The organism is Paraniabella ginsengisoli (genome assembly GCF_022513635.1).
GTDB lineage: Bacteria > Bacteroidota > Bacteroidia > Chitinophagales > Chitinophagaceae > Niabella > Niabella ginsengisoli.
Window position 1 is genome coordinate 884,621 of the sequence record NZ_JAKWBL010000001.1, and the last position, 26,463, is coordinate 911,083.

31 protein-coding genes, 1 tRNA gene and 2 pseudogenes are annotated in these 26,463 nt (G+C 38.2%); 19 read left to right on the forward strand and 15 right to left on the reverse strand.

Going from position 1 to position 26,463, the window contains the following annotated elements:
• Positions 1-699 precede the first annotated feature (699 nt).
• Entirely contained in the window at positions 700-2,028 is a 1,329-nt protein-coding gene (ahcY, locus tag MKP09_RS05015) for an adenosylhomocysteinase (protein ID WP_240826704.1), read from the reverse strand.
• 377 nt (positions 2,029-2,405) lie between these two features.
• Between ahcY and MKP09_RS05020 the strand changes: the two genes are divergently transcribed.
• Both MKP09_RS05020 and MKP09_RS05025 read left to right on the forward strand, forming a co-directional pair.
• A complete protein-coding gene (locus MKP09_RS05020; protein WP_240826705.1) occupies positions 2,406-2,897 on the forward strand; it encodes an Lrp/AsnC family transcriptional regulator in 492 nt (163 codons plus the stop codon).
• Positions 2,898-3,919: 1,022 nt separating this feature from the next.
• Positions 3,920-4,834: an Abi family protein gene (locus MKP09_RS05025; protein ID WP_240826706.1), complete on the forward strand. Its 915-nt coding sequence runs from the start codon at positions 3,920-3,922 to the stop codon at positions 4,832-4,834.
• A gap of 147 nt (positions 4,835-4,981) precedes the next feature.
• Here MKP09_RS05025 and MKP09_RS05030 read toward each other — a convergent pair.
• A tRNA-Pro gene (locus tag MKP09_RS05030) sits at positions 4,982-5,055 on the reverse strand.
• 97 nt (positions 5,056-5,152) lie between these two features.
• Between MKP09_RS05030 and MKP09_RS05035 the strand changes: the two genes are divergently transcribed.
• From MKP09_RS05035 to MKP09_RS05055, 5 genes are all read left to right on the forward strand, one after another.
• Positions 5,153-5,929, forward strand: coding sequence for an amidohydrolase family protein (locus tag MKP09_RS05035; RefSeq protein ID WP_240826707.1), 777 nt, complete (start codon positions 5,153-5,155; stop codon positions 5,927-5,929).
• Between the two features lie 140 nt (positions 5,930-6,069).
• Entirely contained in the window at positions 6,070-6,447 is a 378-nt protein-coding gene (locus MKP09_RS05040) for a hypothetical protein (RefSeq protein ID WP_240826708.1), read from the forward strand.
• A 98-nt stretch (positions 6,448-6,545) separates the two neighbouring features.
• The gene (locus MKP09_RS05045) at positions 6,546-7,040 is read left to right on the forward strand and encodes a DUF4199 domain-containing protein (protein WP_240826709.1); all 495 of its coding nucleotides are present in this window, start codon (positions 6,546-6,548) and stop codon (positions 7,038-7,040) included.
• A complete protein-coding gene (locus tag MKP09_RS05050; protein WP_240826710.1) occupies positions 7,040-7,774 on the forward strand; it encodes a glycosyltransferase family 2 protein in 735 nt (244 codons plus the stop codon). The genes MKP09_RS05045 and MKP09_RS05050 overlap by 1 nt, the downstream gene beginning before the upstream one ends.
• Positions 7,775-8,109: 335 nt before the next feature.
• Positions 8,110-8,730, forward strand: coding sequence for a hypothetical protein (locus tag MKP09_RS05055; RefSeq protein WP_240826711.1), 621 nt, complete (start codon positions 8,110-8,112; stop codon positions 8,728-8,730).
• Positions 8,731-8,819: 89 nt separating this feature from the next.
• Here the strand turns inward: MKP09_RS05055 and MKP09_RS05060 are convergent, their stop codons facing one another.
• Positions 8,820-9,560 carry a hypothetical protein gene (locus MKP09_RS05060; RefSeq protein ID WP_240826712.1) on the reverse strand — a complete coding sequence of 247 codons (741 nt, stop codon included), beginning with the start codon at positions 9,558-9,560 and terminating at the stop codon, positions 8,820-8,822.
• On the reverse strand, positions 9,515-9,853 hold the full coding sequence (locus MKP09_RS05065; protein WP_240826713.1) for a hypothetical protein: 339 nt from the start codon (positions 9,851-9,853) through the stop codon (positions 9,515-9,517). Before MKP09_RS05065 ends, MKP09_RS05060 begins: the two co-directional genes overlap by 46 nt.
• A gap of 244 nt (positions 9,854-10,097) precedes the next feature.
• On the opposite strand from MKP09_RS05065, the gene MKP09_RS05070 reads away from it, so the two are divergent.
• The 7 genes from MKP09_RS05070 to MKP09_RS05100 all read left to right on the forward strand — a co-directional run bounded on the left by MKP09_RS05070 (position 10,098) and on the right by MKP09_RS05100 (position 15,334).
• A complete protein-coding gene (locus MKP09_RS05070) occupies positions 10,098-10,313 on the forward strand; it encodes a hypothetical protein (protein ID WP_240826714.1) in 216 nt (71 codons plus the stop codon).
• 5 nt (positions 10,314-10,318) lie between these two features.
• The gene (locus MKP09_RS05075; RefSeq protein ID WP_240826715.1) at positions 10,319-10,906 is read left to right on the forward strand and encodes a c-type cytochrome; all 588 of its coding nucleotides are present in this window, start codon (positions 10,319-10,321) and stop codon (positions 10,904-10,906) included.
• Positions 10,907-10,934: 28 nt separating this feature from the next.
• Positions 10,935-11,723 (forward strand): hypothetical protein, encoded by a 789-nt coding sequence (locus tag MKP09_RS05080; protein ID WP_240826716.1) that lies wholly within the window; start codon positions 10,935-10,937, stop codon positions 11,721-11,723.
• A gap of 89 nt (positions 11,724-11,812) precedes the next feature.
• The gene (locus tag MKP09_RS05085) at positions 11,813-12,067 is read left to right on the forward strand and encodes a hypothetical protein (RefSeq protein WP_317235251.1); all 255 of its coding nucleotides are present in this window, start codon (positions 11,813-11,815) and stop codon (positions 12,065-12,067) included.
• 3 nt (positions 12,068-12,070) lie between these two features.
• Positions 12,071-12,487 carry an nSTAND1 domain-containing NTPase gene (locus tag MKP09_RS05090; RefSeq protein ID WP_240826717.1) on the forward strand — a complete coding sequence of 139 codons (417 nt, stop codon included), beginning with the start codon at positions 12,071-12,073 and terminating at the stop codon, positions 12,485-12,487.
• Complete coding sequence (locus MKP09_RS05095; protein WP_394801033.1) at positions 12,487-14,514, forward strand: hypothetical protein; 2,028 nt, start codon at positions 12,487-12,489, stop codon at positions 14,512-14,514. The genes MKP09_RS05090 and MKP09_RS05095 overlap by 1 nt, the downstream gene beginning before the upstream one ends.
• Before the next feature lie 7 nt (positions 14,515-14,521).
• On the forward strand, positions 14,522-15,334 hold the full coding sequence (locus MKP09_RS05100) for a TIR domain-containing protein (protein ID WP_240826719.1): 813 nt from the start codon (positions 14,522-14,524) through the stop codon (positions 15,332-15,334).
• 21 nt (positions 15,335-15,355) lie between these two features.
• On the opposite strand, the pseudogene MKP09_RS05105 reads toward MKP09_RS05100, so the two are convergent.
• From MKP09_RS05105 to MKP09_RS05115, 3 genes and pseudogenes are all read right to left on the reverse strand, one after another.
• Positions 15,356-15,949: pseudogene (locus MKP09_RS05105) on the reverse strand (caspase family protein); the annotation flags it as partial.
• 64 nt (positions 15,950-16,013) lie between these two features.
• Positions 16,014-16,163: a hypothetical protein gene (locus MKP09_RS05110; RefSeq protein WP_240826721.1), complete on the reverse strand. Its 150-nt coding sequence runs from the start codon at positions 16,161-16,163 to the stop codon at positions 16,014-16,016.
• A gap of 37 nt (positions 16,164-16,200) precedes the next feature.
• Complete coding sequence (locus tag MKP09_RS05115; RefSeq protein WP_240826722.1) at positions 16,201-16,662, reverse strand: M15 family metallopeptidase; 462 nt, start codon at positions 16,660-16,662, stop codon at positions 16,201-16,203.
• A gap of 406 nt (positions 16,663-17,068) precedes the next feature.
• Here MKP09_RS05115 and aspS point away from each other — a divergent pair, with 406 nt between their 5' ends.
• Entirely contained in the window at positions 17,069-18,901 is a 1,833-nt protein-coding gene (gene aspS / locus MKP09_RS05120) for an aspartate--tRNA ligase (RefSeq protein ID WP_240826723.1), read from the forward strand.
• 186 nt (positions 18,902-19,087) lie between these two features.
• On the opposite strand, the gene yiaA is transcribed toward aspS, so the two are convergent.
• The 6 genes and pseudogenes from yiaA to MKP09_RS05155 form a co-directional block, all read right to left on the reverse strand.
• Positions 19,088-19,528: an inner membrane protein YiaA gene (gene yiaA / locus MKP09_RS05125; RefSeq protein ID WP_240826724.1), complete on the reverse strand. Its 441-nt coding sequence runs from the start codon at positions 19,526-19,528 to the stop codon at positions 19,088-19,090.
• Between the two features lie 82 nt (positions 19,529-19,610).
• Positions 19,611-19,841: a cyclic nucleotide-binding domain-containing protein gene (locus MKP09_RS05130; RefSeq protein ID WP_240826725.1), complete on the reverse strand. Its 231-nt coding sequence runs from the start codon at positions 19,839-19,841 to the stop codon at positions 19,611-19,613.
• Between the two features lie 5 nt (positions 19,842-19,846).
• Positions 19,847-20,173, reverse strand: coding sequence for a Crp/Fnr family transcriptional regulator (locus tag MKP09_RS05135; RefSeq protein ID WP_240826726.1), 327 nt, complete (start codon positions 20,171-20,173; stop codon positions 19,847-19,849).
• Between the two features lie 44 nt (positions 20,174-20,217).
• Positions 20,218-20,436, reverse strand: coding sequence for a hypothetical protein (locus tag MKP09_RS05140; RefSeq protein WP_240829468.1), 219 nt, complete (start codon positions 20,434-20,436; stop codon positions 20,218-20,220).
• Positions 20,349-20,872, reverse strand: a pseudogene (rsmG, locus tag MKP09_RS27880) (16S rRNA (guanine(527)-N(7))-methyltransferase RsmG). Before rsmG ends, MKP09_RS05140 begins: the two are co-directional and overlap by 88 nt.
• Positions 20,873-21,003: 131 nt before the next feature.
• Positions 21,004-21,915, reverse strand: coding sequence for a glycosyltransferase (locus MKP09_RS05155; RefSeq protein WP_317235252.1), 912 nt, complete (start codon positions 21,913-21,915; stop codon positions 21,004-21,006).
• Positions 21,916-22,089: 174 nt separating this feature from the next.
• Between MKP09_RS05155 and tgt the strand changes: the two genes are divergently transcribed.
• The gene (gene tgt / locus MKP09_RS05160) at positions 22,090-23,229 is read left to right on the forward strand and encodes a tRNA guanosine(34) transglycosylase Tgt (protein ID WP_240826729.1); all 1,140 of its coding nucleotides are present in this window, start codon (positions 22,090-22,092) and stop codon (positions 23,227-23,229) included.
• An 18-nt stretch (positions 23,230-23,247) separates the two neighbouring features.
• Here the strand turns inward: tgt and MKP09_RS25455 are convergent, their stop codons facing one another.
• Complete coding sequence (locus tag MKP09_RS25455; RefSeq protein WP_394801034.1) at positions 23,248-23,811, reverse strand: LptF/LptG family permease; 564 nt, start codon at positions 23,809-23,811, stop codon at positions 23,248-23,250.
• Positions 23,751-24,293 (reverse strand): LptF/LptG family permease, encoded by a 543-nt coding sequence (locus MKP09_RS25460; RefSeq protein WP_262915120.1) that lies wholly within the window; start codon positions 24,291-24,293, stop codon positions 23,751-23,753. Before MKP09_RS25460 ends, MKP09_RS25455 begins: the two co-directional genes overlap by 61 nt.
• Positions 24,294-24,631: 338 nt before the next feature.
• Between MKP09_RS25460 and MKP09_RS05170 the strand changes: the two genes are divergently transcribed.
• From MKP09_RS05170 to MKP09_RS05175, 3 genes are all read left to right on the forward strand, one after another.
• Positions 24,632-25,813 carry a citrate (Si)-synthase gene (locus tag MKP09_RS05170; protein WP_262915121.1) on the forward strand — a complete coding sequence of 394 codons (1,182 nt, stop codon included), beginning with the start codon at positions 24,632-24,634 and terminating at the stop codon, positions 25,811-25,813.
• Between the two features lie 17 nt (positions 25,814-25,830).
• Positions 25,831-26,022: a citrate/2-methylcitrate synthase gene (locus tag MKP09_RS25465; protein ID WP_262915122.1), complete on the forward strand. Its 192-nt coding sequence runs from the start codon at positions 25,831-25,833 to the stop codon at positions 26,020-26,022.
• 119 nt (positions 26,023-26,141) lie between these two features.
• Positions 26,142-26,411, forward strand: coding sequence for a YtxH domain-containing protein (locus MKP09_RS05175; RefSeq protein ID WP_240826730.1), 270 nt, complete (start codon positions 26,142-26,144; stop codon positions 26,409-26,411).
• Positions 26,412-26,463: the final 52 nt, after the last annotated feature.

Here is a 26,463-nt window from a genome sequence, read left to right on the forward strand (position 1 = left end):
TTGTTCTTGTTCTGCTGTTCTTTCTTCTGTGCCTTTTTCGGTACTACGAGACTCGCAATCGCTACATACTTCTTTTTTTGAGCATGTATCAATTTTACATCAGCCGCTATTTCCTTTGACACAAAAAGTGACAAAAGGAAGAATGCAATGATATGTATAAGTCTTAATTTCATTAATACTTGCGAAGTTAATTTTTATGCCTTTCTATTCAAGAAATGACATGTATTTTTCAACGATTACAACAAAACGCTAACAAAAAAGTTCAAAAATTAGAAATTGTAAATGCTTATAAAATAATAATTTATAATATCAAGTTACATATAAATAATATTTGTATTTTATTTAATATTTTTTAAATTCAAATATGGATAAATTAAATATTACTTTGTCAGTTGAACCGTAACTTAAATCGTTTCTTGAGGTTTATTTCTATGCTTCTTTTAATATAGGAGAAAGATTCATTTATTTTCCTATGTATTGAAATATGTTGCTCTAAATTGTTTTAAAACTTTCTAAACCTAAAGGGATTTCTTGCAAATAACGCTGATTTTTTTGCGCAAATTTAGGCAAAACGCATCGGCGGAAATCAGCAATGTTTTATATCTGCGAAAATCAGCGGGGAATATTATCATCTCTATTAAAAACGAAAAAGCTGCCTCCCCGAGACAGCTTTTCTTTATATAAAACTTAAAAGTTTTATTAGTATCTGTAAAGTTCTGGCTTAAATGGCCCTTCTTTAGGAATACCTAAGTAAGATGCTTGTTTGTCTGTCAGCTCTTCAAGCACAACGCCAATTTTACCAAGGTGAAGGCGTGCCACTTTTTCATCCAACTGTTTAGGCAACACGTAAACATTATTTTCATATTTATCGTTGTTCGTCCATAACTCAATTTGAGCCAGTGTTTGGTTGGCAAAAGAGTTACTCATCACAAAACTTGGGTGGCCAGTTGCGCAGCCTAAGTTCACCAATCGGCCTTCAGCTAATAAAATAATGTCTTTGCCATCTACCGTGTAAATATCAACCTGTGGTTTAACAGTATCCTTTGTATTGCCGTAATTATCGTTTAACCAGGCAACATCAATTTCAATATCAAAGTGTCCAATGTTACAAACAATAGCTTTGTCTTTCATGGCTTTAAAATGTTCGCCGGTGATCAAATCACGGCAGCCAGAAGCTGTTACAATAATATCCGCTTCTTTTACAGCATCGATCATTCTCTTAACTTCAAATCCGTCCATTGCTGCTTGCAATGCACAAATCGGATCAATTTCTGTAACAATAACGCGGCAGCCTGCGCCAGCCAGAGATGCAGCAGAACCTTTGCCCACATCGCCATAACCACCAACTACAGCAACTTTCCCTGCTAACATTACATCTGTAGCACGGCGAATAGCATCAACCAATGATTCTTTACAACCGTATTTGTTATCAAATTTTGATTTAGTAACAGAATCGTTTACATTGATAGAAGGAACAGGTAAAGTGCCGTTAGCCACACGCTCGTATAAACGATGAACACCAGTTGTTGTTTCTTCGCTGATACCTTTTACATGTTGAACCAATTCAGGATAAACATCCAACACCATATTAGTAAGATCGCCACCATCATCTAAAATCATATTCAAAGGACGATCAGCAGCACCAAAGAACAATGTTTGCTCAATACACCAGTCAGCTTCTGCCTGGGTTTGGCCTTTCCATGCAAACACACCAACGCCAGAAGCAGCAATGGCCGCAGCCGCATGATCCTGCGTTGAGAAGATGTTGCAAGAGCTCCATTTAACTTCCGCTCCCAAAGCTACCAGCGTTTCAATTAACACTGCAGTTTGGATGGTCATGTGGAGGCAACCCGCAATGCGCGCGCCTTTCAGCGGTTGAGAAGCTGCATATTCTTCACGAATGCTCATAAGGCCAGGCATTTCAGCTTCCGCCAGGCGGATTTCTTTGCGGCCCCATTCAGCCAATGAAATATCTTTTACTTTGTACTTCAGGTCTAAATCGATCTGAGTTTTTGTAACGGTTGACATATTATTTATTTAAGATTTGAAATTTAGAATTTAATATTTTTTGTTATCAGCAAATGAATATTACTCATCAATTTTGCGTCGCACTCTTTTGCTGTTTGAATATATGGCATCCCACATATTCTTCGCCATTGTCTGAACCATGATTTATAAGATTAGAAGATTTGCAGGATTATAATAAATGTATGTCACAAATGCACGAATCATATTTTCAATAATTCTCCTCACCTAAGTCTTCTAATCCAGAAAATCCACCCAAATCCAGGTTCAGACATGCTGCTCCGGCAAAAGTACAAAACAGGATAAATGAATATAGTTAAAAGATATTTTAAGTAGATAATTCTTTAAATTTATATTTTTATAGAATAAAATACTGTTTTATGCCTGCAAATAAAGCGCTTAAAGAACAAGTTACTATCAATCTGGACAATAAAGATTTAGAAATATTGAAGTTGCTTCAAAAAAATGCGCGGATCACTGTTAAAGAAATTGCAGATACGATTCATTTAAGTACAACACCGGTGCATGAGCGTGTAAAACGATTAGAGCAATCTGGAATTATAACTCATTATGCAGCCATGCTCGACGCCGCCAAACTGGGTAAACGTTTAATGGTTATTTGCCACGTATCTTTAAGAGAGCATAATAAAATAGCAGGCTCTAAATTCATCAAATCCATTTTGTCCATGCCCGAAGTGTTGGAGTGTTACAGTATTTCCGGCGAGTTTGATTTTTTGCTAAAAGTGCTTACAGAAGACATGGAACGTTATTACGATTTTCATGTAAATAAACTCAGCCAGACAGATAATGTTGGCCATGTACAAAGCACTTTTGTAATGGGCGTGGTAAAGCAAACACATGAACTGATTTAGGATGATGCATTAAAGCGTATGATAAAAAAGATAAATCAGAGGTATGAGATTTCTTATTTGGTTTGAGAGTTCGTCAGCAGCAGCCCTTTTACTCATAAAAATAGTATTTAAGGTTGTGCTGTGAATTTTGCACCTAAAGAAGCAAGCGTTTCATGAACGCCTAAAAGATTAAATTGACCCTCTTTTAAATAATGCCTAAGCCTTGTGCAGTTTTACCATATTCTAAGTTGGAATTAACTGGTATGAATAGAAATTGATCATCCAAAAACAAAAAATCGTGCGTTCCATCCTCGAATATGATGCTATAATAATAACTTTTGATGTTTAAGATATTTGCCTCATCTATACATTCTATTTTTTTATTGTTTTTTGCATATCTGAATTTACATAAAATTTCTCAAAATTCAATCAAATAGATAAAAGGATAACTGTTGAAATATTGAAGTATAAGTTTGTTATCAGAACAATCGAAATTGCAATATCAAAGAAACAACAGCACCCAAGAGCGCTGCAATCGAAACAACTATTGCTAGCCAATATCTATTTCCTTCTATTTTTCTCTGCGCTCCTTTCTTACTTGTCCAGAAAGTGCTTATCCTGAATGCTCATGATATTTTTTCGTTAAGTAAGGATTATCAACGGCTTCAGCATCATCTTTTTAACTTGTTCGAGTTGTAATAAGTTAAGGGAATAACCGGAGGAAGTGGCCCTATATTAGACGCTTATGTATTTTACCGACGAACCAGGTTTCTTATCTAATAAATGGAGCAAATTTTGAAGTTTTTCAACGTTCTCTCGATTAAATTTGAGAATAGTTAAATCTTTAGAAATCAAGTCGGTTTTGCGTCGCACATTCCACAAGTGTAGTGATAATGGGTTATCTTTGTAATAACAGTACACACCACGCTACCCATAAGAACAGCGTACCAGGGTGTGTCTTTTGCTTTTAAACAATACGTTATCAATATTTACCCCTCGGTCTAGATGGTCAAGGGGTTTTTTTTACTAGCTTATATTAGAAAATGTACACCAAGCCACCTTACACTATAGATGAACAAATAGAACAGCTAAAACAAAGAGGTTTATTAATAGACCCTAAAGATGATATAGTTACGATTCTTTCCAATATCAGTTATTATCGATTAGCAGGATATTGGTGGCCAATGCAGAGCGATAAGGATAAACATATTTTCAAATCTGGCAGTAAATTTTCTGATGTTATGGCTCTTTATATTTTCGACCGGGAGTTAAGGATTTTGCTCTTTGATGTAATTGAAAAGATTGAAATTAGCCTTCGCACAAAATTAGTTTATTATTTGTCTCATGAATTCGACCCATGGTGGTTTCAAAATACAGCGTTATTTACAAATGTAAAAGAACTGGTTCAGACGTTAGCTACTTTGGAAGAAGAAATTGATCGTTCAAAAGATACATTTATTAAAGAACACAAGAAAAAGTACAAAGATGATTTGAGGTTTCCTCCAGCATGGAAATCTCTTGAGCTCACGAGCTTTGGCGGCCTTTCAAAGCTATATGGCAATCTAAGACCTGATATCAAATCAAAAGATAAAATTGCGGCAGATTTCGGGACTGTAAATCACACGTTCTTACCTAGCTGGTTGCAGTCAATTACCCAAATCAGAAATCACTGCGCGCATCATAGCAGGCTATGGAATAGAAACTTGCCAGGAAAACCCAAGTTACTACCTAAACCTCCGAATGCCTGGATAAAAGATGTTCCTAAAGAAAATGAATACCACATGATTTATGTTCATCTCTGCTGCATGAAATACTTATTAAATACGATCCAGCCCCGAAATAATTTTTCGGGACAGATAAGGTCGCTAGTTGACCGTTTTGCCTCTAATGTCGATCCGAAGGCATTAGGATTGAAACCTGAATGGCAATCTGAACCATTATGGCAAGATTCACTTTGAGAAAGGTAATCCTTTACTTTTCCAATATCACGCGCGAGGATGGTGTGGGTGCTAAGTGAAACCGGTCTGGATAAAAAAAGGTAGCAATTTCAGTAAAAAATAATACCAAAATTGCTACCTAATTTAGTTGATAATCCACTTTGATTGTCGGGACGACAAGATTCGAACTTGCGACCACACGCCCCCCAGACGTGTACTCTACCGGGCTGAGCTACGTCCCGAGCTCAATCACATTCAGATATTTCTGAACAGGAGGAGCGCAAAGGTATTAAAATCAAACAATATTTCAAATCACAAATCATAAATTATACATCATAAATGATGAAGCCTTATCTTCGCAACTTAATGAACATCATCATTAAGAAGGCAAAGATTATTGACCCAACATCGCCTCACAATGGTCATATTGCTGATATACAAATTGCCAGCGGCAAAATAGTTTCAATTGGTAAAGATATTGTAGCCAAGGGTGTCAAATCCCTTGAAGTTAAAGGATTACATGTGTCTCCGGGATGGATTGACATTTTTAGCGACTTCGCCGACCCTGGTTATGAATATCGCGAAACGCTTGAAACCGGCGCTAATGCGGCGGCGGCGGGCGGTTATACCGATGTTTGTATTGTACCCAACACCAAACCTGCTATCGATCAGAAATCTGTAGTTGAATATGTGGTGCAAAAAGCGAAACAATTACCGGTAAGCATTCATCCTTTGGGTGGCATAACGCGCGGCACCGAAGGAAAAGAACTTGCGGAAATGTATGACATGAAACTCAGTGGCGCTGTGGCTTTCAGCGATGGTAAAAGCCCGTTGCAGTCTGCAGGCATTTTGGTAAAAGCATTACAGTACATCAAATCATTTGACGGGGTTTTAATACAGGTTCCTGATGATAAAACTATTAATCCGAATGGATTGATGAATGAAGGGATCACTTCCACAAGAATGGGGCTGTCTGGAAGGCCGGAAATAGCGGAAGAGATTGCAGTGGCTTCCAATATCAGGTTGGCGGCTTATGCAGAATCTAAACTACACTTAACCGGTATCAGCACAGACAACTCACTGAAACTTGTGAAAGATGCTAAACAAAAAAAGTAGGCGTAACCTGCTCGGCAACACCTTACAATTTATATTTCTGCGACGAGGATCTTACCACTTATGACTCTAATCTAAAGGTAAACCCCGTATTAAGAAATAAAAAAGATAGGAAGGCGCTTCAAAAAGCCGTTGCTGATGGCTTGATCGACTGTATCGCATCACATCATATACCGCAGGATAAAGACCACAAGGTTGTAGAATTTGAATATGCGAAGAATGGAATGATCAATCTTCAAACGACTTACGCCATTCTTAATACTACTTTGCCTGAAGTGCCCCAGGAGCGTTGGGTGGAACTTCTGGCGATAAATGCAAGGCGGATTTTAAATATACCCGTTCCAACAATTGCTGAAAACTCGGAGGCATCGCTTACTTTATTTTTACCTAAAGAAGACTGGGTTTTTGAATTAAGCAATGTTTTGTCTTTCAGTAAAAACACGCCATTTGTTGGTAAACAATTTACCGGCAAACCTTTGGGTATATATCATAAAAACAAGCTTACATTAAATCAATCATAATTGAATGCCGTGGTTATTTCTGTGCATGACGAATACCAACTAAGCGTTCCCTCCGACAAAAAATAATCGCAGCGCAGCTGCAAAATAAAACTTACAGATTGAAAATATCTTCTACGGTTAAAGGGTTAATAACTGGTCTGCTAATGGTAGCAGCCGGATTGGTACTTTATTTAAATAAGGTTGACGAAACCTCGCCTGTACAATATATCGGTTATTTAATTTATGGCTTAGGAATCGTTTGGGCTATTACTGCTTTCGTTAAAAAAAGTGCAGAACCATTTAAGTTTGGAGCACTATTTAATCAGGGTTTCAGATGTTTTGTTGTGGTAACTTTAATAATGGCGCTTTTCACATTGATATTCTATAAAGTGAATACCCATATTATTGAAGAGAAAGCAGCGCTTACTAAACAGGAGCTTTTAAAAACTGAAAAAAACAGGACACCGCAAGAAATAGACACAATGATTGAAAGCGGCAAGAAGAATTTTGCGATAATGGCAGCATCGGGGGCTATTTTTCAATATTTATTTATAGGGGTTGTTGTTACCATGGCAACTGCCGGCTCTTTATATTTGCGTAACAAAAAATCATAATGGACATTTCAGTTGTTATACCTCTTTTGAATGAAGAAGAATCTTTGCCGGAGCTTTCCGAATGGATTGAGCGTGTGATGAGGGACAATAATTTTAGTTATGAGATCATTTTTATTGATGATGGAAGTACGGATCGCTCATGGGAGGTGATACAACAGCTTCGTGCTAAAAACGAAAATATTAAAGGGATCAAGTTTCAACGCAATTATGGCAAATCGGCTGCGTTGAATGAGGCTTTCCGGGTTTCACAGGGTAATGTAGTGATTACCATGGATGCTGACTTACAGGATAGCCCTGACGAAATTCCGGGACTATATAAAATGATCGTCGAGGATAAATACGATCTGGTAAGCGGTTGGAAAAAGGTTCGATACGACAACACGCTGACAAAAAATATTCCTTCCAAATTCTTTAATGCGGTAACCAGCCAGGTTTCTAAAATAAAATTGCACGACTTTAATTGTGGCCTCAAGTCTTATAACCGAAAAGTGGTAAAGAGCATAGAAGTATATGGTGAAATGCATCGTTATATACCTGTAATTGCCAAATGGTCTGGGTTTAAGAAAATAGGCGAGAAAGTGGTTGAGCATCGCAAAAGAAAGTATGGCGTCACAAAATTTGGCTGGGATCGTTTTATAAATGGGTTTTTGGACTTGATGTCTATAACTTTTGTTGGAAAATTCTCTAAAAAGCCCATGCACTTTTTTGGCTTGTGGGGAATGCTTTTTTCTTAGTAGGTTTTGTTACATCAATTGTATTGATCGTTTCAAAGATCATTACCCCAGAATACGCGATTACTAACCGTCCTACTTTTTATATTGCACTTACTACTATCATAATAGGTGTGCAGCTGTTTCTTGCAGGATTTTTAAGCGAGCTCGTTTCCCGCAATGCTGCTAACAGAAATTCTTATCTAATAGAGGAGCGAATGGGTTTAAACTAATTAATGCAAGAATAGATTTATTCCGCTATTGAAATGAAAAGTTTAGTGCTATTCTAAAGCTATTGTTATTAAGGTTATTTCGCTAACTTTAGAACGGTATCTAAAATCATCATAAACCTTTTCTTAATGAAGATCAATAAACTGGCGCTTATATGTTGCCTGCTTATCTGCAGCCAATCGTTGTTTGCACAACTCAGAGCCAAAGAGGGGCGCGGCTATTTTAATATAACTAATATTGCAGAACCACAATATCTTCAATCGCTGGACTCAACAAATCTAACTTATGCAAGCGGTTATGTAAAAAAGTTTGGCTATTCCCTAAGCACTATAAACGGTGTTTTTTTGAATTCTTATCTTTCTGTTGGCTTGGGCGTGGGCTTGCAATTCACCAGTTATAAAGCTTCTCAAACTTCATTTACACCAGATAGTACATTTGCTGAAGGCTATTTTAGCGACAACCACAATATGACCTTGCTGCCCATATTTGCTGACTTCAGATATTATCCCAATGGCACCAGAAATAATTTGATGTTTATTTTAGATGTTGGATATGCACCTCTTTTGAAAATAGCAAACGATTTTGACAGGGTAAATCTTAATGGCGGAGCCCTGGTAAAATTAGGTGCTGCTTACCGCGTTCCTTTAAACGAAACGATTTCCTTCCTTCCTTCACTTAACCTGAATGCACAACGCTTTGGCGAGAACACAAGTTTGGGCGCCAATGTTGGTATTGGTTTTATGTTTTGAACGGATCTCAAATGTTGATTTATAACCGGGACGATAAACCGAGCGTGGCAATATTGATGCCATATATTCAACTGCTGGGTCAATAAAAATTATTCCGAAAGCCGTCTTCGAACCTGCTCTGCTTTTTTGCCAATTAACCAAAACGATAATGCGAGCAATGCAAAGAATAGCCCTTTATTAGTGCGGTCCCAAAAGTATTCGAAGTATCGTGTGTAAATGTTAAGTAGAAAAAATATGATCGCTATATCGCGCAATGTGTCATCTTTTTTCTTTACTGCATATAAAAGCACCGCAATTAAAAGAATGGTGTAAGAAAGTGCCCACATAAATAATTTACCTTGTTTTATAGCAGACCACACGTCGTAGCTTAAGTTGCCGGATACGGATAAAAATAAACCGGACAATAAAAAGAATATCCAGCTGCTATACCAGGTAAGGTTGTAAAAAGTTTTTGTTTGATGAAAACGTTGTAGCACAGCCGCACAAGTTATAAGCAGGCCACCAAAGAAAGCCATACGCAAAGGGTAGTTCATACCCAAAAAATAGGAGTGCGTTGCATCGCCAGACCAGGCATAGGTTTGAGTGGCCCAACTGGTTATTAAGGCCAGCAAAGCACAAACCCATAAAATTTTAGAATCGAGGTAAATGGCCAGCAATCCATAAAGGCCCGCGGCTATAAATATGCCAAACCCATATGATAAATAAGTGGCATCAAAACTTCTGGTAAAATAAGCAATAGATACGCCCGTAGCCAGCGCAATCAAAACAGTAAAACTTTCGTTAGCTAAAAATGCGTACTGATATTTTCTTTTTCTTTTTTTGCAATCCATGTTAAGAAAACAGTAAGCGCCCCAAACATAACGCCAATCACCATTTCAGAAAAAGCAAAGAAATTTCGAAGGCGTTCAATCCACTTTTCGTCTAACACTAATGCGCCAAATGCAAGTAAAGCGCAGGAAACCGCTGCGATAGAAGAATAAAATGCTACTGAATCGAATTCATTCCGATAAGAAGAAATAGAGTGTTTTAACTGACCCGCTTTATCATTGTCAAGCAGATCATCCTTTTGCCATTGTTCGATAGCTTCTTCCAGTAATTTGGCTTCTTTTTTATTTACACGCATCAGGTTGTATAAGTAATATTAAGTTATAAAGGTCAAAGTTAAGGCTCCTGTTTCAAAAAAGTACAGGAAAATAGAGCTCGTTTTTTGAGTGTAACCTGCAACTGCAATTATATTTTATCACCTATTTATGCGATGTGAGTCAATGTCTTATCATTAAAAAAAGATATAACTTAGAATTGAGTAAAACAGAGCTATTATATTCAAGCCTTCGCAGCTATACCAAAAGTCTATTTAAAGATTCCACATGAGACATGTTGTTTTAATTGCCTTAACCTGTTGTATGTGGTCTTGCAGAAGTAATCATAAAAAGGAATATAATAATGATATAGCAAAGCGAAGAGAAGTTGAAGTGCGTGTGGATTCGCTTATCAATTTAATACCTGCTCAGCGAATTGAAGAAATAGAAATCTTATACGATCCGGGTTTTGACAGAAAAAAATATATAGAGGTGTTAAGCTGAATGATATGCTGATTGACTTATTGCATCAATATAATCTTTCGGCTGATGGAACGGATGTGATCTTTGTATGTAAGGACGGCTATGCACCCGTACGCCACGCTTCAGAAATGACGAAATTGTCCGGAGGCTATATTGTTTATAAAGATATGGAAGCCAAAGATGGAAGGAACTGGCCTGATAGTTTATATAATTCGTATAGCCCTTTCTACCTGGTTTGGAATGTTGATTTGAGTAAAACAAAGGAACTTCCCTGGCCATACGGGCTTGTTCAAATCAGGTTGGTCGAAAGAGATAGTTCGCTTTTGAATGCGTTGTCCGGGAAAAGCACAATACTAAAAGGTTATCATTTGTTTCGCAGACATTGTTTGAGTTGCCATTCTATGAACAAGATAGGAGGAAAGGTTGGCCCTGAGATGAATGTGCCCAAAAATATAACAGAATATTGGACAGATGATCATATTGCACACTATATCAAAGCTCCTAAAAGTTTTCGATATAATGCTCACATGCCTGCAATGAAAGATATAAGTGATGAAGAAATTGATCAAATAGTAAAGTACCTGCATTTTATGAAAAAATATAAGATACCCTGATACTAAGCCTGATTCTAAACCTAACATTATGAATGAAGTATTCAATACCGAACGAACACCTCCTGAGCAGTTTTCAATAGATTGGGATGATATCTATTATGATATCAAAACCCAGAAAGCGATCCTGGTTTTGGGTCCTGGATTTTTAGTACAAAATGATAAAACAGCTAAGCAATTATTATATGAAGAATTAAAGCATAAGCCTGATAATGGCATACTTCACTTTGATAATGACAATGAAATTTTTTTGTTTGAAAGCCAATACCATAAAACGAAAGCTCAAAGATTCGCAAGTATGTTTTATGAAAAGATAATACCAGATGAGACCATTTTAAAATGCATTACAGAACTTCCTTTCCCTCTAGTGATTAATACAAATCCTGATTTTACGTTGACCGGCGCATATGGCAAAACTTCAAAAAAAGCACAGTTCGATTATTTTACCGGCAGGGCCAGCAAATGCCCTGCAGAAGTGCAAAAGCCAGATAAAGACACACCCTTGGTTTATAATCTTTTTGGTTCCGCCCAACCCGAAGCATTGGAATCTATCATACTCGATTTCGAAGACATGTTCACACATCTAAAAGCATTGTTCGAAAATAACAAACAAGTGCCTGATGTTTTTAATACCGTTTTGAGAGAGGCGGATACCTATATTTTTATAGGTTTTCGAATGGAAAAGTTGAGGACTCAATTGTTGATGAGATATATCAATACAAAAACGCACGATTTTGATAACAGGGATAAGAACTATACGGCAAAATCATCATTTGCTGATGATGATTCAGAATCCTTTTTAGAAAACAATTCAATATAAAATATTATGGTGCGCCGGTTGAGTTTCTAAACGAGATACACAAACTTTATGTTGCTTCTAACAAAATTGATGAAGCTGTAGCAACAATTATAAAACCTTTTAAAGACACAGCAAGAGATTACATTAAGCAAAGTGAATTTGAAAAAGCATTTGAAATAATAGCCAGTAATATTTTTGATAACGATCAGAAAAATCAGCTTATCGCTTGCCAGATGCGCTATTCTAAATATTGCCAGGATGTGAGCAATGGAACAGAGTATAAGATGAACCTGGATGTGGAACTAAACCGTATTACAATGTCAGTGCTGGAGTTGATTGACCTTATTCCATCGGATAAAGGATAATACATGGAAAAAATGTACAGATACCCCGGCGTGAGACCTTTTACAAGGCAAGAGAAAAATATATTTTTTGGAAGAGAGCAGGATGCGCAAAAGTTATATGACCTGTTATTGATAGAAAAAATGGTAGTGCTTTTTGCCAAATCTGGTCGTGGTAAAAGTTCACTTATAAATGCAGCAATTGTTCCTTTACTTGACAATGAAACGTTTAATACAAAGCAAAGTTATACGCCAGTTGAAATAAGGCTTAGTGAAGTGAAAGGCGATGCCACCTCGCCGATAGATAAGATCATTTCCAGGTTAAAAGAAATAGCGCCTGTTCCGGAACATCCACATCCGGTACTTGACAGGTTCACTTATCAATATAAATTATGGCATCATTTTAAAAAATACAACTTACCCAGCCCCGTAAATTTTTATTAATATTCGATCAGTTCGAAGAGTTTTTTAATAATCCACCTGCAGTGCAGGATGCTTTCAAAAGAGAACTAGCTGAACTTCTCTATACTGCTGTTCCCAATATAATAAGAGAAAATATTGATAATCTTTCGCATGATGAATACGATATGCTTTCGGAAAATATAGACGTGCATGTATTGTTCTCTATCCGCTCTGACAGATTAAGCAGTATGCATTCGCTTACTGATGTATTGCCAAACCTACTTAAAAATCGTTTCGAAATTCATAGCCTTTCTACAGAGCAGGCGCGACAAGCGATTTTGAAACCTGCTGCAATTGAAAGTGAAATGTTTGCCACACATCCCTTCGGCTATGATGAAGATGCACTTAGCTCCATCTTGTCTCAATTTTCGACTGGGAGGGATAATGAAAATATAACGGTTGAACCATTCCATTTACAGATTATTTGCCAGGCTTGTGAAGTGCGGATCGAGGATAAACTAAAGCATGGCGAAGTAGACCAGCAAATCAACAAATCAGATCTGCCTTCTTTTGATAATTTATATGGTGATTATTACAAAAGACAAATTGAACAGTTACCAGAAGAATTAAGAGAAAAGGCACAGCAATTGCTGGAAAATAATCTTATTCACACTGTTCCGAACACTAATGAATACAGACGCATTCCTGTTGATAAAGATGTTTTAATAAGCGAGATAACTAATATTAAAGCACCACCAGAAATATTGGATATGCTGGAACAAGCATTCCTAATCCGTCGTGAACAAAACTCGGTTGGTGGCTATAGTTACGAAATTGCACACGATACGATTTTAGATCCTATTGTAAATATTAAAAAGCAAAGGCAAGAGCGTGAGAATGAAAAGAAAATTGCTCAATTGCTTATTTCAAAAAAACGTATTGAACGCGAGCGTATTTTCGGACGCATTACGCTGGCATTTTTGTCGCTTTGGCTGATTGCTATATTGGCTTATTTCAATTGGGAAACTATTTATTTTAGTTATAAAATATTTTTTGAAAAAGATGAAAGGCCTGTGATACGCAAACCGGAGAAACTGATTCTTATTACTTCAAAGTTGAAAGAAGAAGTAATCAATAGCGCTCGTCAGGTAAACCGTACGAGCGACATCAATACCTGGGAAGCCTCTCAGTTGCTGGCAGCGTTATATCATGATCCTGCATTCGATCAAAATAATAATATAAAAATACAATATCTTAATCAGGCACAAAAGTCAATGAATAAGGCCAATTGCTCCTGGCGTGAAATGGTAGATATTGATGATGTCAGAGCTACAAGCTGGATCGTGAGTACCAATGGCATATTAGGATTGACAAATAGATTTTCTTGTTCTACACTCAATTTTTTATTATCGCATCAGGATAGCAATGGTGCATGGCCTATGTTTATTTTACCAAAGCATGTAAGGAATTATAGCGCAACATATGCTACTTGCCATGCGCTCCGTGCGTTGCATAATTCGCTTCCCAATATAAAGGACAGTTTATTCGCAAGGCAAATAAGAGCATCTATACAAAAGGGTAAACAATGGTTGCTTCAAACTATTGCTGACAAGAGCCACGCCCGTTGGAGCGATTATGAACAAAAGGAAGGAGAGTATGAAAGTCTTGCTGTTTCTAAAAGTTTATCTGGACTATCGTTGCATACTTTAAATATATTAGGTAACGACATAGATACGCTTAATAAAAACTGGTTGCGTAGCCTGGAAAAAGCGGATGCGGCTGTGGATATAAACTTAAGAGAAAGGAGCGATAAAAATTTCAAAACAGATAACACTGCTGTGGCGTATACTGATGCTACACGCCAGCTGGTCATTCCCTGGCAGATAATCGCAACTGTAAGCGCTTATAAGGATGGAGACTTTTCTGAAAAGCTAAAAGCCAACAAATGGATCGATATTGTTATCGAAAACTTAGATGCCGATAAAATAGGAAAAACCGACCGTTTCGCAAAGGCAGAAGTTTTAATTGCACTTCGCTATTTGCTGGAAGAAGATTATGATTTTAAATAATTGAATTATGCAGACAAATACACAGCGAGCCAAGGCATTCATCCAGCAAGGAAATTTAAAAGCTGCAGTAAATGAGTTACTTCTTGGAACAAAATATAATGCTGACTTGAGCGGCCAGATAAATACTCATTCCGCAAGGCTTAATGATATGTTGCGAAAGGAATCCATGGGAATGTTAAGTTTTGAAAATGCGAGTATAATTAGAAACCAGGTTGCTTTTGCTTTACTTGAACTGATAGGATCGATCGAGGAAAATAGTAAGGTTTCTCAAAAAAGGGTTTTTATATCGTATAATCATAAAGATGCTTTAATAGCAAACAAACTGAAGGATGCGCTTGTAAAAGCTGGAATTGATGTTACAATAGATAGCGAGGCAATGGGTGCAGGCGACAACATAAAGCAGTTTATAGAAAGTTGCGTTCGGGATACCGAAACAACGCTTTCTATAGTATCTAAAAATAGTCTTCTGTCGGCCTGGGTGGCAATGGAAACATTAAATACTTTTGGGTTACAATTAGGAACTGTTCCCAAGAAATTTATTCCGTGTTATATTGAACCGGATTTTTTCGATATACATTTTACTGATGAAGCCCTTAAACAAATAGAACAAAAAATTGACGGTCTGGCTGTGTTAATTGAAACCCGCGTTAAGCAGGGCCAGGATAATTTAGACATTAATGATGAATATTCCCGTTTGATCAGGTTACGTAACTCACTGGGCGAAATTGTCGGAAGGTTAAGAAATAGTTTATGTATGGATATCACTGAAAGCAAATTTGAAATGAATCTTCCAAAGATCATTCAGAAAATAAACGAATAAACTAACACCTAAAAAGCCAGCTTACTTATCAAAAGGCTTACTGCTTTCGAATAACTTATTGCGCCCGCCACTTAAATAATAATTTGGTGTTTGGTTTGAAGGCATGAGCTTCAAAATGTCTTTCAGTAAAAAAGCATAGCTTCCCGGAAATGAGCCATTCTTATAAACCTTCAACATCTTCTCTGTGAACAAGCCGTTCTTGTCACCATCCAGCGAAGTTTGATTATCCTGGCAACCTGATAATAATATTACAGATGCTTTAATACTGCTTTTTGTGGAAGCTGCATTTCCGGACGAAGCATTATTATAAAGGCTTTTGTGCTTTGCAAAAATTTTTGGTCCGTCTTTTATAAGTCTTGTTCTGCCTTGCAATGGTTCATCAAGTGTGCCATTAGCTTTCATTGCTCTTGATACAGTTCCGCTGTGGCAGCTATCAGATATCATAAAGATTTTAACGCCTTTTTTAAACTTGCCCCAATATTGTGAAAGTTCGTCATCCAGAATCATTCTATCGTAAAGACACCAGGTCTCATCCTTGCCATCAATCTCATCTTTATTTTTATCTGGAACGTAAGCCCCGTGCCCCGAATAGCTTATAAAGAACATGTCACCCTTTTTAAGCTTTTTGCAGCGGCTGCCATATGACCGGTGATGTTAGCGTAAGTGCCTGCCTCATCTATTAAAATATACGATTCGTCATACTTTTTTGTTTGGCTATAGCAAGCATATCTTTAGCATCGTTGATGCAGCCGGCAAGCGGGTATTCGCTGCCGTAATGTTTCTTGTCAATTTTGTTAAGACCAATATGTAAGGAAATGGCGTAAGACATAACGTATTATTTAGAGTATAAAAATTATTATTAGAATTCAAATGCCTATTTCAAAATGCATCCAGTCATAATCCTGTTCCGGCCCATAACCAACAAAGCCGTGTCGGTAAAAAATATCGATCATGGGTTTGTATTCGGACCTTGCAAAACGGGCAGTGGTATGATCTTCACGTAACAGGTTTCTTTCAGGATCAAGATCAATTGCTATCGCCCAGGAATGCCTGCTCCATCTTGTGGCGCTGCCTCGCATCTTTCTGAGATTGTAAAGACCTCCGTAGTAATCTATATGTAATTCGCGCAATCTTTTCTTTCCATAAGTAGACAGTAAATCCTTTAGAACATTTAGCAGGGGCTGTGCAATTTTTTTATGACAGGTTAGTTTCTGTACTAACACATTTTTATCCCAGGCTATAACCAGCGGGAAGGGGGCTAAGATTTGTGTAAAATTATTAGTATTGCCAGGCGATCCATAAATTGCCAAAACCTCGTTGTCCGTCATAATTCTTTTTACACTTCGGTTTCCGGCGCCTAAAGGTTTCGCTTTTGGTAAGGCTGGAATTTTTTTAGATAAACAGTAGCGTCAATAGACGAAAGCGATTTCTTTTTTCGGTTTTTACATCAGGCATTGGAGTTGTTTGAGGTTGCTAAGTAGCAGCAAGTTATTTAAACGGCACACGCAAAGCAAATGAATGCCATCGCTTAAATGCGTTATTTGACAGGAGATGATGTTAAATTTGGCTTTTATGCCTTCAAATCCTTTACAAATGGCTGCAAATCGACCAATCATGGTATATTTGCAACCCATAAAAATGATGTTACCGACTGGTGAATATATAGCGACGAATTTGCGACGCTCCGTTCATCAGTAGAATAAATGTCATCCATCAAAAAGAAAAACTATAATAATGTTTCGTACGCATACCTGTGGTGAATTAAGAAGCGAAAACGTAAATAAAGAAGTTACCCTGGCTGGTTGGGTGCAAACGGTTCGTAAGTTTGGCAGCATTACTTTCGTTGATCTGCGCGATCGTTATGGTATTACCCAGTTGTTATTTAATGAATCGTTGAATACGCTTTTAGATGAAAATCCTTTAGGGCGCGAATTTGTGTTGCAGGCAACCGGGAAGGTAAACGAACGCAGTAATAAAAACCCCAACATTCCAACCGGAGATGTGGAGTTGTTAGTAGAAAGCTTTACTATTTTAAATAAAAGTGTCACACCGCCTTTTACTATTCAGGATGATACGGATGGTGGCGACGACCTCCGAATGAAGTATCGTTATCTCGATCTTCGCCGTAATGCTGTTAAGAAAAATTTGGAATTGCGCTATGCCGTTAACCGCGCCACACGCGATTATCTGCATCAGCAAAATTTTATGGATATAGAAACTCCGTTCCTTATCAAATCCACACCGGAAGGAGCAAGAGATTTTGTGGTGCCAAGCCGCATGAATCCCGGTGAGTTTTATGCCTTGCCTCAATCGCCACAAACCTTTAAGCAATTATTGATGGTAAGCGGTTACGATCGCTATTATCAGATTGTAAAATGCTTTCGAGACGAGGATTTGCGTGCAGATCGCCAACCTGAGTTTACACAGATAGATTGCGAAATGTGTTTTGTGGAACAGGAAGATATTTTGAATATGTTTGAAAACCTGATCAAATATATTTTCAAAACAGTAAAAGGAATTGATTACAGCGAAGCAGTAGAACGCATGAGCTGGCAGGAAGCGATGTGGCAATATGGTAATGATAAGCCGGACATTCGCTTTGGTATGAAGCTACTCAATATCAAATATCCTAAACATATTTTTACAGATAAAGAAGAGAATACGCATTTAGTAGACGGTGCTAATTTTCAGGTATTCAATTCGGCTGAAACCGTTATTGCTATTGCTGTACCGGGTGGTAGCGAATACACGCGCAAGCAAACCGATGAATTGACAGAATGGGTAAAGCGTCCGCAGATTGGTATGAAAGGTTTGGTGTTTATCAAATGCAATGCAGATGGAACTTATAAAAGTAGTGTAGATAAATTTTATAGTGAAGATAAGCTGAAAGCCATTGCTGATGCGGCCGGAGCGAAAGCTGGCGATCTTGTATTAATATTAGCTGGTGCTGAAGAAAGAACCCGCAAAGCCACCAGCGAACTGCGTTTGGAAATGGGCAAAAGATTAGGCTTTAGAAAAGATGATGAGTTTAAACTATTGTGGGTGTTGGATTTCCCATTGTTTGAGTATGCCGAAGAAGACAATCGTTGGGTAGCGCGCCATCATCCATTTACATCGCCTAAGCCTTCGGATATTGATATAATGATTAACAACAATCCGGTTATTGAAAATGCTGCTGAATATCTAAAACATCCGTACGCCAATATCAAAGCCAATGCTTATGATATGGTATTGAACGGTAACGAAATTGGCGGCGGAAGCATCCGTATCTTCCAGAAAGAATTGCAGCAAAAAATGTTTGAAGCATTGGGTATGGATGAGCAGGAGCAGCAACATAAATTTGGCTTCCTTTTAGGAGCATTTGAATATGGTGCGCCACCACACGGTGGTATTGCGTTTGGCTTCGACAGGCTTTGTTCTATTTTAGGCGGCAGCGAAAGTATTCGCGATTTTATCGCTTTCCCTAAAAACAATAGTGGCCGCGATGTAATGATCGATGCGCCATCGGCAATCGATGACAAACAATTTACCGAGTTGCAAATAAGGTTGGATTTGAAAGGGGAATGATTGTAGGCTTGTGCTATACGAGGCGTCCTCGCCTCGTATTCGCTATGTTGTTGCCTCCGGGCGACAAGTGTTTTATAATCGCCAAGAGGCGATAGCATAAACGTTCGAGGCGAGGACGCCTCGAACAGTTCGAAAGGAGAATGAGTTTTTGGTGGATAGTCCATGGACAATGGACTATCCACCATTTTAATATTTGGATTCAGTTGAATTATTATCGCCATTTTTATCCTCCGCAATCCTCGCGTCTCTTGTATTTTTCTGCACAGCAATGGCTGAAAAAATACTTAACACAAACGACATGGCGTAAAAGCCTTTTTCACTTCTGGTAAGTTCAGCATTCCACAGTCCAACGGTAATTAATACAATTGATAAAATGGTGGCAAACCATGCGATGCTATAATATAGGTTTGTAACCGGTATGCCTTCTAACTGATCACGCACGGCTTTTTGTACGGAGATTGCCGAGAATAATCCAAACATTAACACCGTAAAATAATATCCTTTTTCGTTTAGCTGCATTTCAGCATTCCATAATCCAATAATGTAAGCAGTTACGCCAATCAGCAGCGCAGACCATGAAGCGCCAATAAATGCATTTGATGGTTTTTGAAATTGTTTCGATTCCATAATTTTTTGTTTTGTTAGAACAAAGCTAAATGGACAATGATCGAGACTATTTGATATTTATCAAAAAATACTTTTGAAATTGTTAATGCAGTTTTCTGATGCGGCTAAGCGTTTCCTGGGTGATGCCTAAATAAGATGATATGTAACCAAGCGGCACTCTTTCAAGTATATGCGGTGCGTTTTTAATCAGGTCATCATATAATTCGGATGCTGTTTTGAACTGGGCATTTACATAGCGTTCTTCCAGTTGTATGTAATACTTTTCATAGATGATCCGTACCAGTCTTTCTATTTCATGAAATTCATTAAACAAACCAGTTAGCTCTTTTTTGAAATGGCCCAAAGAACACTGCCTTCTAAAAACTGGATATTTTCAATGGATGTTTGTTCCGTTATGTAGCTGTGAAAAGAAGTAATAAACGTGTTTTCAAATCCAAACCAATGCGTTACTTCTTTATCATTCAAATGATAAAAACCGCGCAAAGCGCCGTGTTGTAGAAAATAAAAATGACGGCATATACGACCTTTTTTTATAAGAAAATCATTTTTCGCATACACTCTCTCTTCAAGGCAGTTCATCAAAGCTTCGTTTGCCTTGTCGCTAAGCGGATAATAATTTTTAAGATGTTGAATCAGCTGCTCCATTATGAGTAATTAAGCTATGAACCATAAGCCATGAACTATGATCCTTACTTCGGTACATATAAAATATACTTCTCTTCAAAGAAGTCTTCTTTAAAAATATCTTTAATAGCTGTCACATAAGGCTTGGTGCCGCTTTCCTGAATTTCAAGCGCAAGGTCGCCGCCTTTCAGGCAAATCAGTCCTGGTGCAGGAGCGCCGTCACTCCCCTCTCCCTTGGGAGAGGGGCTGGGGTGAGGTTTTTCTGAATCAACGGCCTTCCCCAAGTCCACAAATCTTTTAACGGCGCTACAGCGCGAGATATAACGTAGTCAAATTTTCTATTTTTTATTTCTTCAACTCTTGTATGTTGAACAGTTATATTTTTCAATCCGATAGCATCCGAAACCTCTTGCACTACTTTTAGTTTCTTGGCAATGCTGTCCACCGCATGAAAATGTACGTCTGGAAAAAAATAGCAAGTGGTACAGCAGGAAATCCGCCACCAGAACCCAGATCCACAATTTTTGATTCCGCATCAAAATTAAATGCCGCAGCGATCGCCAAAGAATGCAACACGTGTTTTTCATAAAGACTGTCGATGTCTTTTCTGCTGATCACATTGATCTTCTCGTTCCATTCTTTATATAATGATTCTAAAGATGCAAACTGTTTGAGTTGTGTTTCTGAAAATTCTGAAAAGTATTTTAGAAGAATATCCATTTTATAAAATTAAAGTTATTGGATTTTACAATCCCTGTCATCTGTCAACGCTCCACTGCCATCACTTTACATTCACCATGTTTTCTTTTCCTTCTTCCAGAGCGTGTTGGCAAAAAACAGGTAATAAAACATCATCCATACATCCATGAAAAAATCCATTTGATGAGGTCCGTTTCATTCAATCTTTTCATGGCTTTAGAAAAAATAATATACTGTATGGTTGATTTTATAACAAATGCCGCTAAAGCTATTTGCCATCCCGAAATGACTGCCGCAGCGATCAATAATGGATAAAACAAAAATTGGGAAAGGCTGTACAATCCTAATAATAGCTTATGTTTCGGCTTGTAGTATTTTGAAGTGCTATAGTGTCTGGTTTTTTGGCGCCTCCAGTTTTGCCATGTTTTTTGTGGAACACTAATGGTATGTGCATCAGTATCAATTACGATTGCAGTATTGTTGTTCTTTGCAGCTTTGCTGATGAAAAGATCATCATCTCCACCGGGAATATGGCTGATGGATGCAAATCCTTTATGTCTAAAAAATACTTCTTTTTTGTAACTTAAGTTTCGTCCTACGCCCATGTAAGCTTGTCCTGCCAAAGCATAAGACAAATATTGAAGTGCGCTATGGAAGGTTTCAAAACGAATGATCTTATTCAATAAGCCGGGGTGTTTTTCGTATGCGCCGTAGCCTAAAACAATTTCAATATCTTGTTCAAAAGCATCCATCATTTTTTGTGCCCATTGATTGGATGCAGGTACACAATCTGCATCGATAAGCAAGAAATGTTCATTTTTTGCTTCACGTATACCAATTGACAAAGGGTATTTTTTACCGATGCGGTCATTGCCCTTGCGCTCAATATTTACAACGCGGAGCAAAGGATTATTTCTCGCCATCCACTGTAATACCTGCTTTGTATCATCTTCAGAATTGTCATTTACCAAAACCAATTCATATCCATTGTCAAGATTCTGTTGGAGTAGGGTAGGGAGATTTTTCTCAAGATTATGTTGTTCGTTTCTCGCGCAGACAATGATGGAAGCAGGGTTTTGAAAGGTGGTTCTGGCTTTAGTTCTGTAAAACGCTAATCTGGCAAAAAATACAGATAATAGCCGGTTAAAACAGCACTAACGAAAATAAAAATGTAAAGGATAATATCAGCCGAGAACTGCATGGCGCAAATATATTCTTAACTGATTACTTTTGCGGCAATGGCAACACTAAGTTTTGAGCTACAACACAAGGATCAGAAGTCCAATGCGCGGGCAGGGGTAATTACTACCGATCACGGCGAAATACAAACGCCCATTTTTATGCCGGTTGGCACTGTCGGAAGTGTGAAAGGAGTATCACAGCAATTGCTACAAAGCGATGTTAAAGCACAGATTATTTTAGGAAATACTTATCATTTATACCTAAGACCGGGAACAGATGTACTTGAAAAAGCTGGAGGTTTGCACCAGTTTAATCATTGGGATAAACCTATACTCACCGATAGTGGTGGTTACCAGGTTTTTTCTTTAGCAGGAACCAGAAAAATAAAAGAAGAAGGGGTCACCTTTCAATCGCATATAGATGGAAGTAAACATTTATTTACACCTGAAAAGGTGATGGACATACAGCGAAGTATCGGCGGCGACATTATTATGGCTTTCGATGAATGTCCGCCTGGCGGAAGTGATTATGGATATGCGCATAAAAGCATGGAATTGACACATCGCTGGCTGGATCGTTGTTTTACACAATTTAATGCTACACCTGATAAATACGGCTATACACAGAATTTATTTCCCATTGTGCAAGGCGGAACTTTTAAAGATTTGCGGAAACAATCCTGCGAATATATTGCTTCGAAAGATGCCCCGGGCAATGCTATTGGCGGATTAAGCGTTGGCGAACCCGAACCGGTGATGTATGAAATCTGCGATTGGTGTTGCCAGCATTTGCCACAACAGAAGCCGCGCTATTTAATGGGTGTAGGAACGCCATGGAATATTTTAGAATGTATTGGACTGGGCATTGATATGTTTGATTGTGTGATGCCAACCAGAAATGGCCGCAACGCCATGTTGTTCACAACACAGGGAGTTATTAATATTGATAATAAAAAATGGGAGTTTGATTTTTCTCCGATAGATGAAGCATTGCCTTGCGAAATGAGTCAATATTATTCCAAATCGTATTTACGGCATTTGTTTAAAGCCAAGGAACTACTTGCGCTTACCATTGCCAGCGTTCATAATTTAAGCTTTTATTTATGGCTTGTGGGCGAAGCAAGAAAACATATTGTAACAGGCGATTACGCAAGTTGGAAAGAAGAAATGGTGCTGAAGTTGAAGACGAGATTGTGATCTGTATATGAACAGAGATTATTTAGGTGTTGTAAAGTACAATCGTACCGCAACACAAAAGAACACGATATTAGGCAACCAGGCAGCAAGGAAAGGAGAGAAGTTGCCTTTAACAGCAAATACAGTTGAGAATTGATCGGCGATAATGAACACAGCCGCAATCAAAATACCCAAAGCCATATGCAACCCGCTGCCTCCGCGGGTTTTTCTGCAGGCAATAACAGCGCCTATAATTGTAAGCAGCAAAACGGTAAATGGTGTTGCCGAACGCTTGTATAGCTCTACCTTCAATGTATTAAGTCCTTCAGTGCCTCTGAGTTCTTCCTTCTTAATAAAGTCTATTAGTTGAGGCGTAGTAAGTTTATCTTTTTGATATTCGTCGCGTATAAGTTCTGTAGGCAATATATTCAGCTTTACGTCTTTCTCGGTATAATATTTTACACGTTCGCCCAGGCTGTCAACAAAACGTTCTACAACATTTGTTGCCACCCATCTTTTCTTTTTCCCGGTTGTGTCCCATTTTAGCGCTTCAGCACGCAGGTTGTAAACAACTTTTCCTTTTTTACGCGCTCCATAAAAAATATGCCGCTGGTCTGTGTTTCAGGATTAAAGTTCTTTATGCCCATGTAGGAAATGCTGTCTATGCGTTTATAAAAGCAATTGGAGCAACTGGTTTCCTGACGGTTTTTCAGCGGGTTGTGCTTGTCAAGCTTTTGCTGCATAAATGTAGTGTAAATCACATTGGCTTTTGGAATAAAATAATACCTGCCCATAAACAACACAGCGGCCAGCAAAATGCCTCCAATTATATATGGCCTTAAATAACGATTGAAAGATGTGCCGCTGGCCAGTATTGCAATTACTTCGCTTCGCATGGCCATTTTGCTGGTAAAGAATATAACAGCAATAAATACAAATAATGGAAACAGCAAACTCCAGATGAAAGGAATAAAGCCTATATAATATTGTGTAAAGATTTCCCAATTGCTCAATCCGGTTTTTACAAAGTCGTCTGTCTTTTCGCTGCTATCAACGGCAACCGCGATAACAGTAAATAATAACATACAAAATATAAATGTTACTAGCAGACGTTTTAATATAAACCAGTCGATTATCTTCATTCAGCCGCCAAAAATAGTTGAATTTTGATATTTAATACATTGTGATCAATATTTTAGGAAGGATTTTGCAAGAACGCGTTTAGGTTCCCTGTATACTACATGTCGTTTATGTAGGATGAATTGTGATCGGGACGATAAAACGAGCGTGGCAATACCGATACCATATATTTATTGCCGGTCAAATAAAACCTTGTTTACATGTTTCAAAGCATGGAATATCTGGTGCAATCGTTTCCGTAAATACACTGCTGTTAAAACTGTAAGATAATTTGCTGAACCACTTGCCTTTAATTATCTTTAGCGCGAACGCTTACCCGAATAATCAAAGAACAAATATTTTACGTGTTATGGAAATGCTGAAACAAAAGTTTAAGGCGCAGGCTGATAAGCTGGGCGATGAAATTAAAGCTATACTGAAAGAACATGGAGATACGGTCATTGGTGAAACAACGCTTGCCCAGGTTTATCAGGGGATGCGCGGTATGACAGCATTGATTACAGAAACTTCTTTATTGGACGCTCAGGATGGAATACGCTTTAGAAGACATTCGATAGATGAACTAAGGGAGAAATTACCAAAAGCTAATGGCGGTAGCGAACCCCTGCCAGAGGCTTTGTTTTACCTGATGTTGGTTGGAGAAATACCTACTTTGGAAGAAGTGGAAAACCTTACTTCGATATTACAACGCCGGAGCCATGTACCTTCTTATGTTTTTGAGACCATGAGTGCGCTTCCTAAAGAAACGCATCCGATGACCATGTTTGTGGTGGGAATTATGGCGTTGCAAGGTGGAAGTACTTTTGCAAAAAGATATGCGGAGGGGATGAGTAAAAAAGATTATTGGGCTGCTACGTTTGAAGATACTTTAGATCTGATTGCACGCATTCCGCATATTGCTGCATATGTATATCGCCGCAAATACAAACAGGGCAAGGCTTTGCAGCCAGACGGCTTACTGGATTGGGCTGGCAACTTTGCACATATGCTGGGTTATGACGACGAACAGTTTAAAGAACTGATGCGTTTGTATATGGTGATTCATGCTGACCATGAAGGTGGCAATGTTTCTGCGCATACAACGCACTTGGTGGGTTCTGCACTTAGCGATCCTTATTTGAGCTATGCTGCCGGTATGAATGGATTGGCAGGGCCTTTACATGGTTTGGCTAATCAGGAGGTGATTAAGTGGATATTTGAAATGCAGAAGGAATTAAACACTGACGAACCAACGGCTGAGCAGATTAAAGAATATGTAGAAAAGACTTTGTCGGAAGGTAAAGTTGTTCCTGGTTACGGTCATGCTGTACTTCGTAAAACTGATCCTCGTTTTTCGGCGCAGATGGACTTTGGGAAAAAGCATATGCCTGACGATCCCTTGGTGAACACCGTTTGGCGGATATATGAAACGGTGCCACCTATTTTACAATCTTTAGGAAAAGTAAAAATCCATGGCCTAATGTAGATGCGCACAGCGGCGCATTGCTGGTACATTACGGAATGGTTGAGTATGAATACTACACCGTGCTTTTCGCTGTAAGCCGTTCGCTGGGTGTTCTTTCGAGCCTTTGTTGGGACAGAGCGTTAGGTATGCCTCTTGAAAGACCAAAATCAATAACGACCGCTGCTGTAAAAAGGTGGTTGAATAAGGAAGTAGAGAATTTAGGAGATTGATTTTTAAAATTTCTATTTTTGATTAAATTTTTAATTCTTTACGGCTTGTGGCTTTTTGGTACGGTTTTTTGGGTATGTAATTAAAGAAATTAATTAGTTAATACTAAAACAGTTAAATTATGAAAAATAAAGACAAAATCTTGCTTGGTATTTTAGGTGCAGCGGCGGCAGGCGTAGCAATAGGGTTATTGTTTTACACCGAAGAAGGGAAAAAAACAAGAAAGAAAATTAAACATACTGCTGACGATTGGGCCGACTCATTAGGTAGCCTTATCGAATCAGGAAAAGAAAATCTGTCGGATCTCTCCCACAAGGCGAAGGCAAATTTTAAGAAAGTAAAGAGCAAAGCACAAGATGCTTCAGAAGAATATTCCAATCAGATAAGCTAATATAATCGTTAGCTGAAAGGGGGTTGCCCGTAGGTTTTTCATAATAGCATTT

Bases quoted from the DNA above. Each gene is read 5' to 3' on its own strand.
- MKP09_RS05110 (WP_240826721.1), bottom strand. From the start codon at position 16,163: ATGTCTTACGCCATTTCCTTACATATTGGTCTTAACAAAATTGACAAG.
- MKP09_RS05115 (WP_240826722.1), bottom strand. From the start codon at position 16,662: ATGACGGACAACGAGGTTTTGGCAATTTATGGATCGCCTGGCAATACT.
- MKP09_RS05100 (WP_240826719.1), top strand. From the start codon at position 14,522: ATGCAGACAAATACACAGCGAGCCAAGGCATTCATCCAGCAAGGAAAT.
- MKP09_RS05055 (WP_240826711.1), top strand. From the start codon at position 8,110: ATGAAGATCAATAAACTGGCGCTTATATGTTGCCTGCTTATCTGCAGC.
- MKP09_RS05050 (WP_240826710.1), top strand. From the start codon at position 7,040: ATGGACATTTCAGTTGTTATACCTCTTTTGAATGAAGAAGAATCTTTG.
- MKP09_RS25460 (WP_262915120.1), bottom strand. From the start codon at position 24,293: ATGTTATTATTTACTGTTATCGCGGTTGCCGTTGATAGCAGCGAAAAG.
- aspS (WP_240826723.1), top strand. From the start codon at position 17,069: ATGTTTCGTACGCATACCTGTGGTGAATTAAGAAGCGAAAACGTAAAT.
- MKP09_RS05025 (WP_240826706.1), top strand. From the start codon at position 3,920: ATGTACACCAAGCCACCTTACACTATAGATGAACAAATAGAACAGCTA.
- MKP09_RS05135 (WP_240826726.1), bottom strand. From the start codon at position 20,173: ATGGAGCAGCTGATTCAACATCTTAAAAATTATTATCCGCTTAGCGAC.
- MKP09_RS05020 (WP_240826705.1), top strand. From the start codon at position 2,406: ATGCCTGCAAATAAAGCGCTTAAAGAACAAGTTACTATCAATCTGGAC.
- tgt (WP_240826729.1), top strand. From the start codon at position 22,090: ATGGCAACACTAAGTTTTGAGCTACAACACAAGGATCAGAAGTCCAAT.
- ahcY (WP_240826704.1), bottom strand. From the start codon at position 2,028: ATGTCAACCGTTACAAAAACTCAGATCGATTTAGACCTGAAGTACAAA.
- MKP09_RS05075 (WP_240826715.1), top strand. From the start codon at position 10,319: ATGCTGATTGACTTATTGCATCAATATAATCTTTCGGCTGATGGAACG.
- MKP09_RS05035 (WP_240826707.1), top strand. From the start codon at position 5,153: ATGATGAAGCCTTATCTTCGCAACTTAATGAACATCATCATTAAGAAG.
- MKP09_RS05090 (WP_240826717.1), top strand. From the start codon at position 12,071: ATGGAAAAAATGTACAGATACCCCGGCGTGAGACCTTTTACAAGGCAA.
- yiaA (WP_240826724.1), bottom strand. From the start codon at position 19,528: ATGGAATCGAAACAATTTCAAAAACCATCAAATGCATTTATTGGCGCT.
- MKP09_RS05070 (WP_240826714.1), top strand. From the start codon at position 10,098: ATGAGACATGTTGTTTTAATTGCCTTAACCTGTTGTATGTGGTCTTGC.
- MKP09_RS05065 (WP_240826713.1), bottom strand. From the start codon at position 9,853: ATGCGTGTAAATAAAAAAGAAGCCAAATTACTGGAAGAAGCTATCGAA.
- MKP09_RS05060 (WP_240826712.1), bottom strand. From the start codon at position 9,560: ATGGATTGCAAAAAAAGAAAAAGAAAATATCAGTACGCATTTTTAGCT.
- MKP09_RS05175 (WP_240826730.1), top strand. From the start codon at position 26,142: ATGAAAAATAAAGACAAAATCTTGCTTGGTATTTTAGGTGCAGCGGCG.
- MKP09_RS05080 (WP_240826716.1), top strand. From the start codon at position 10,935: ATGAATGAAGTATTCAATACCGAACGAACACCTCCTGAGCAGTTTTCA.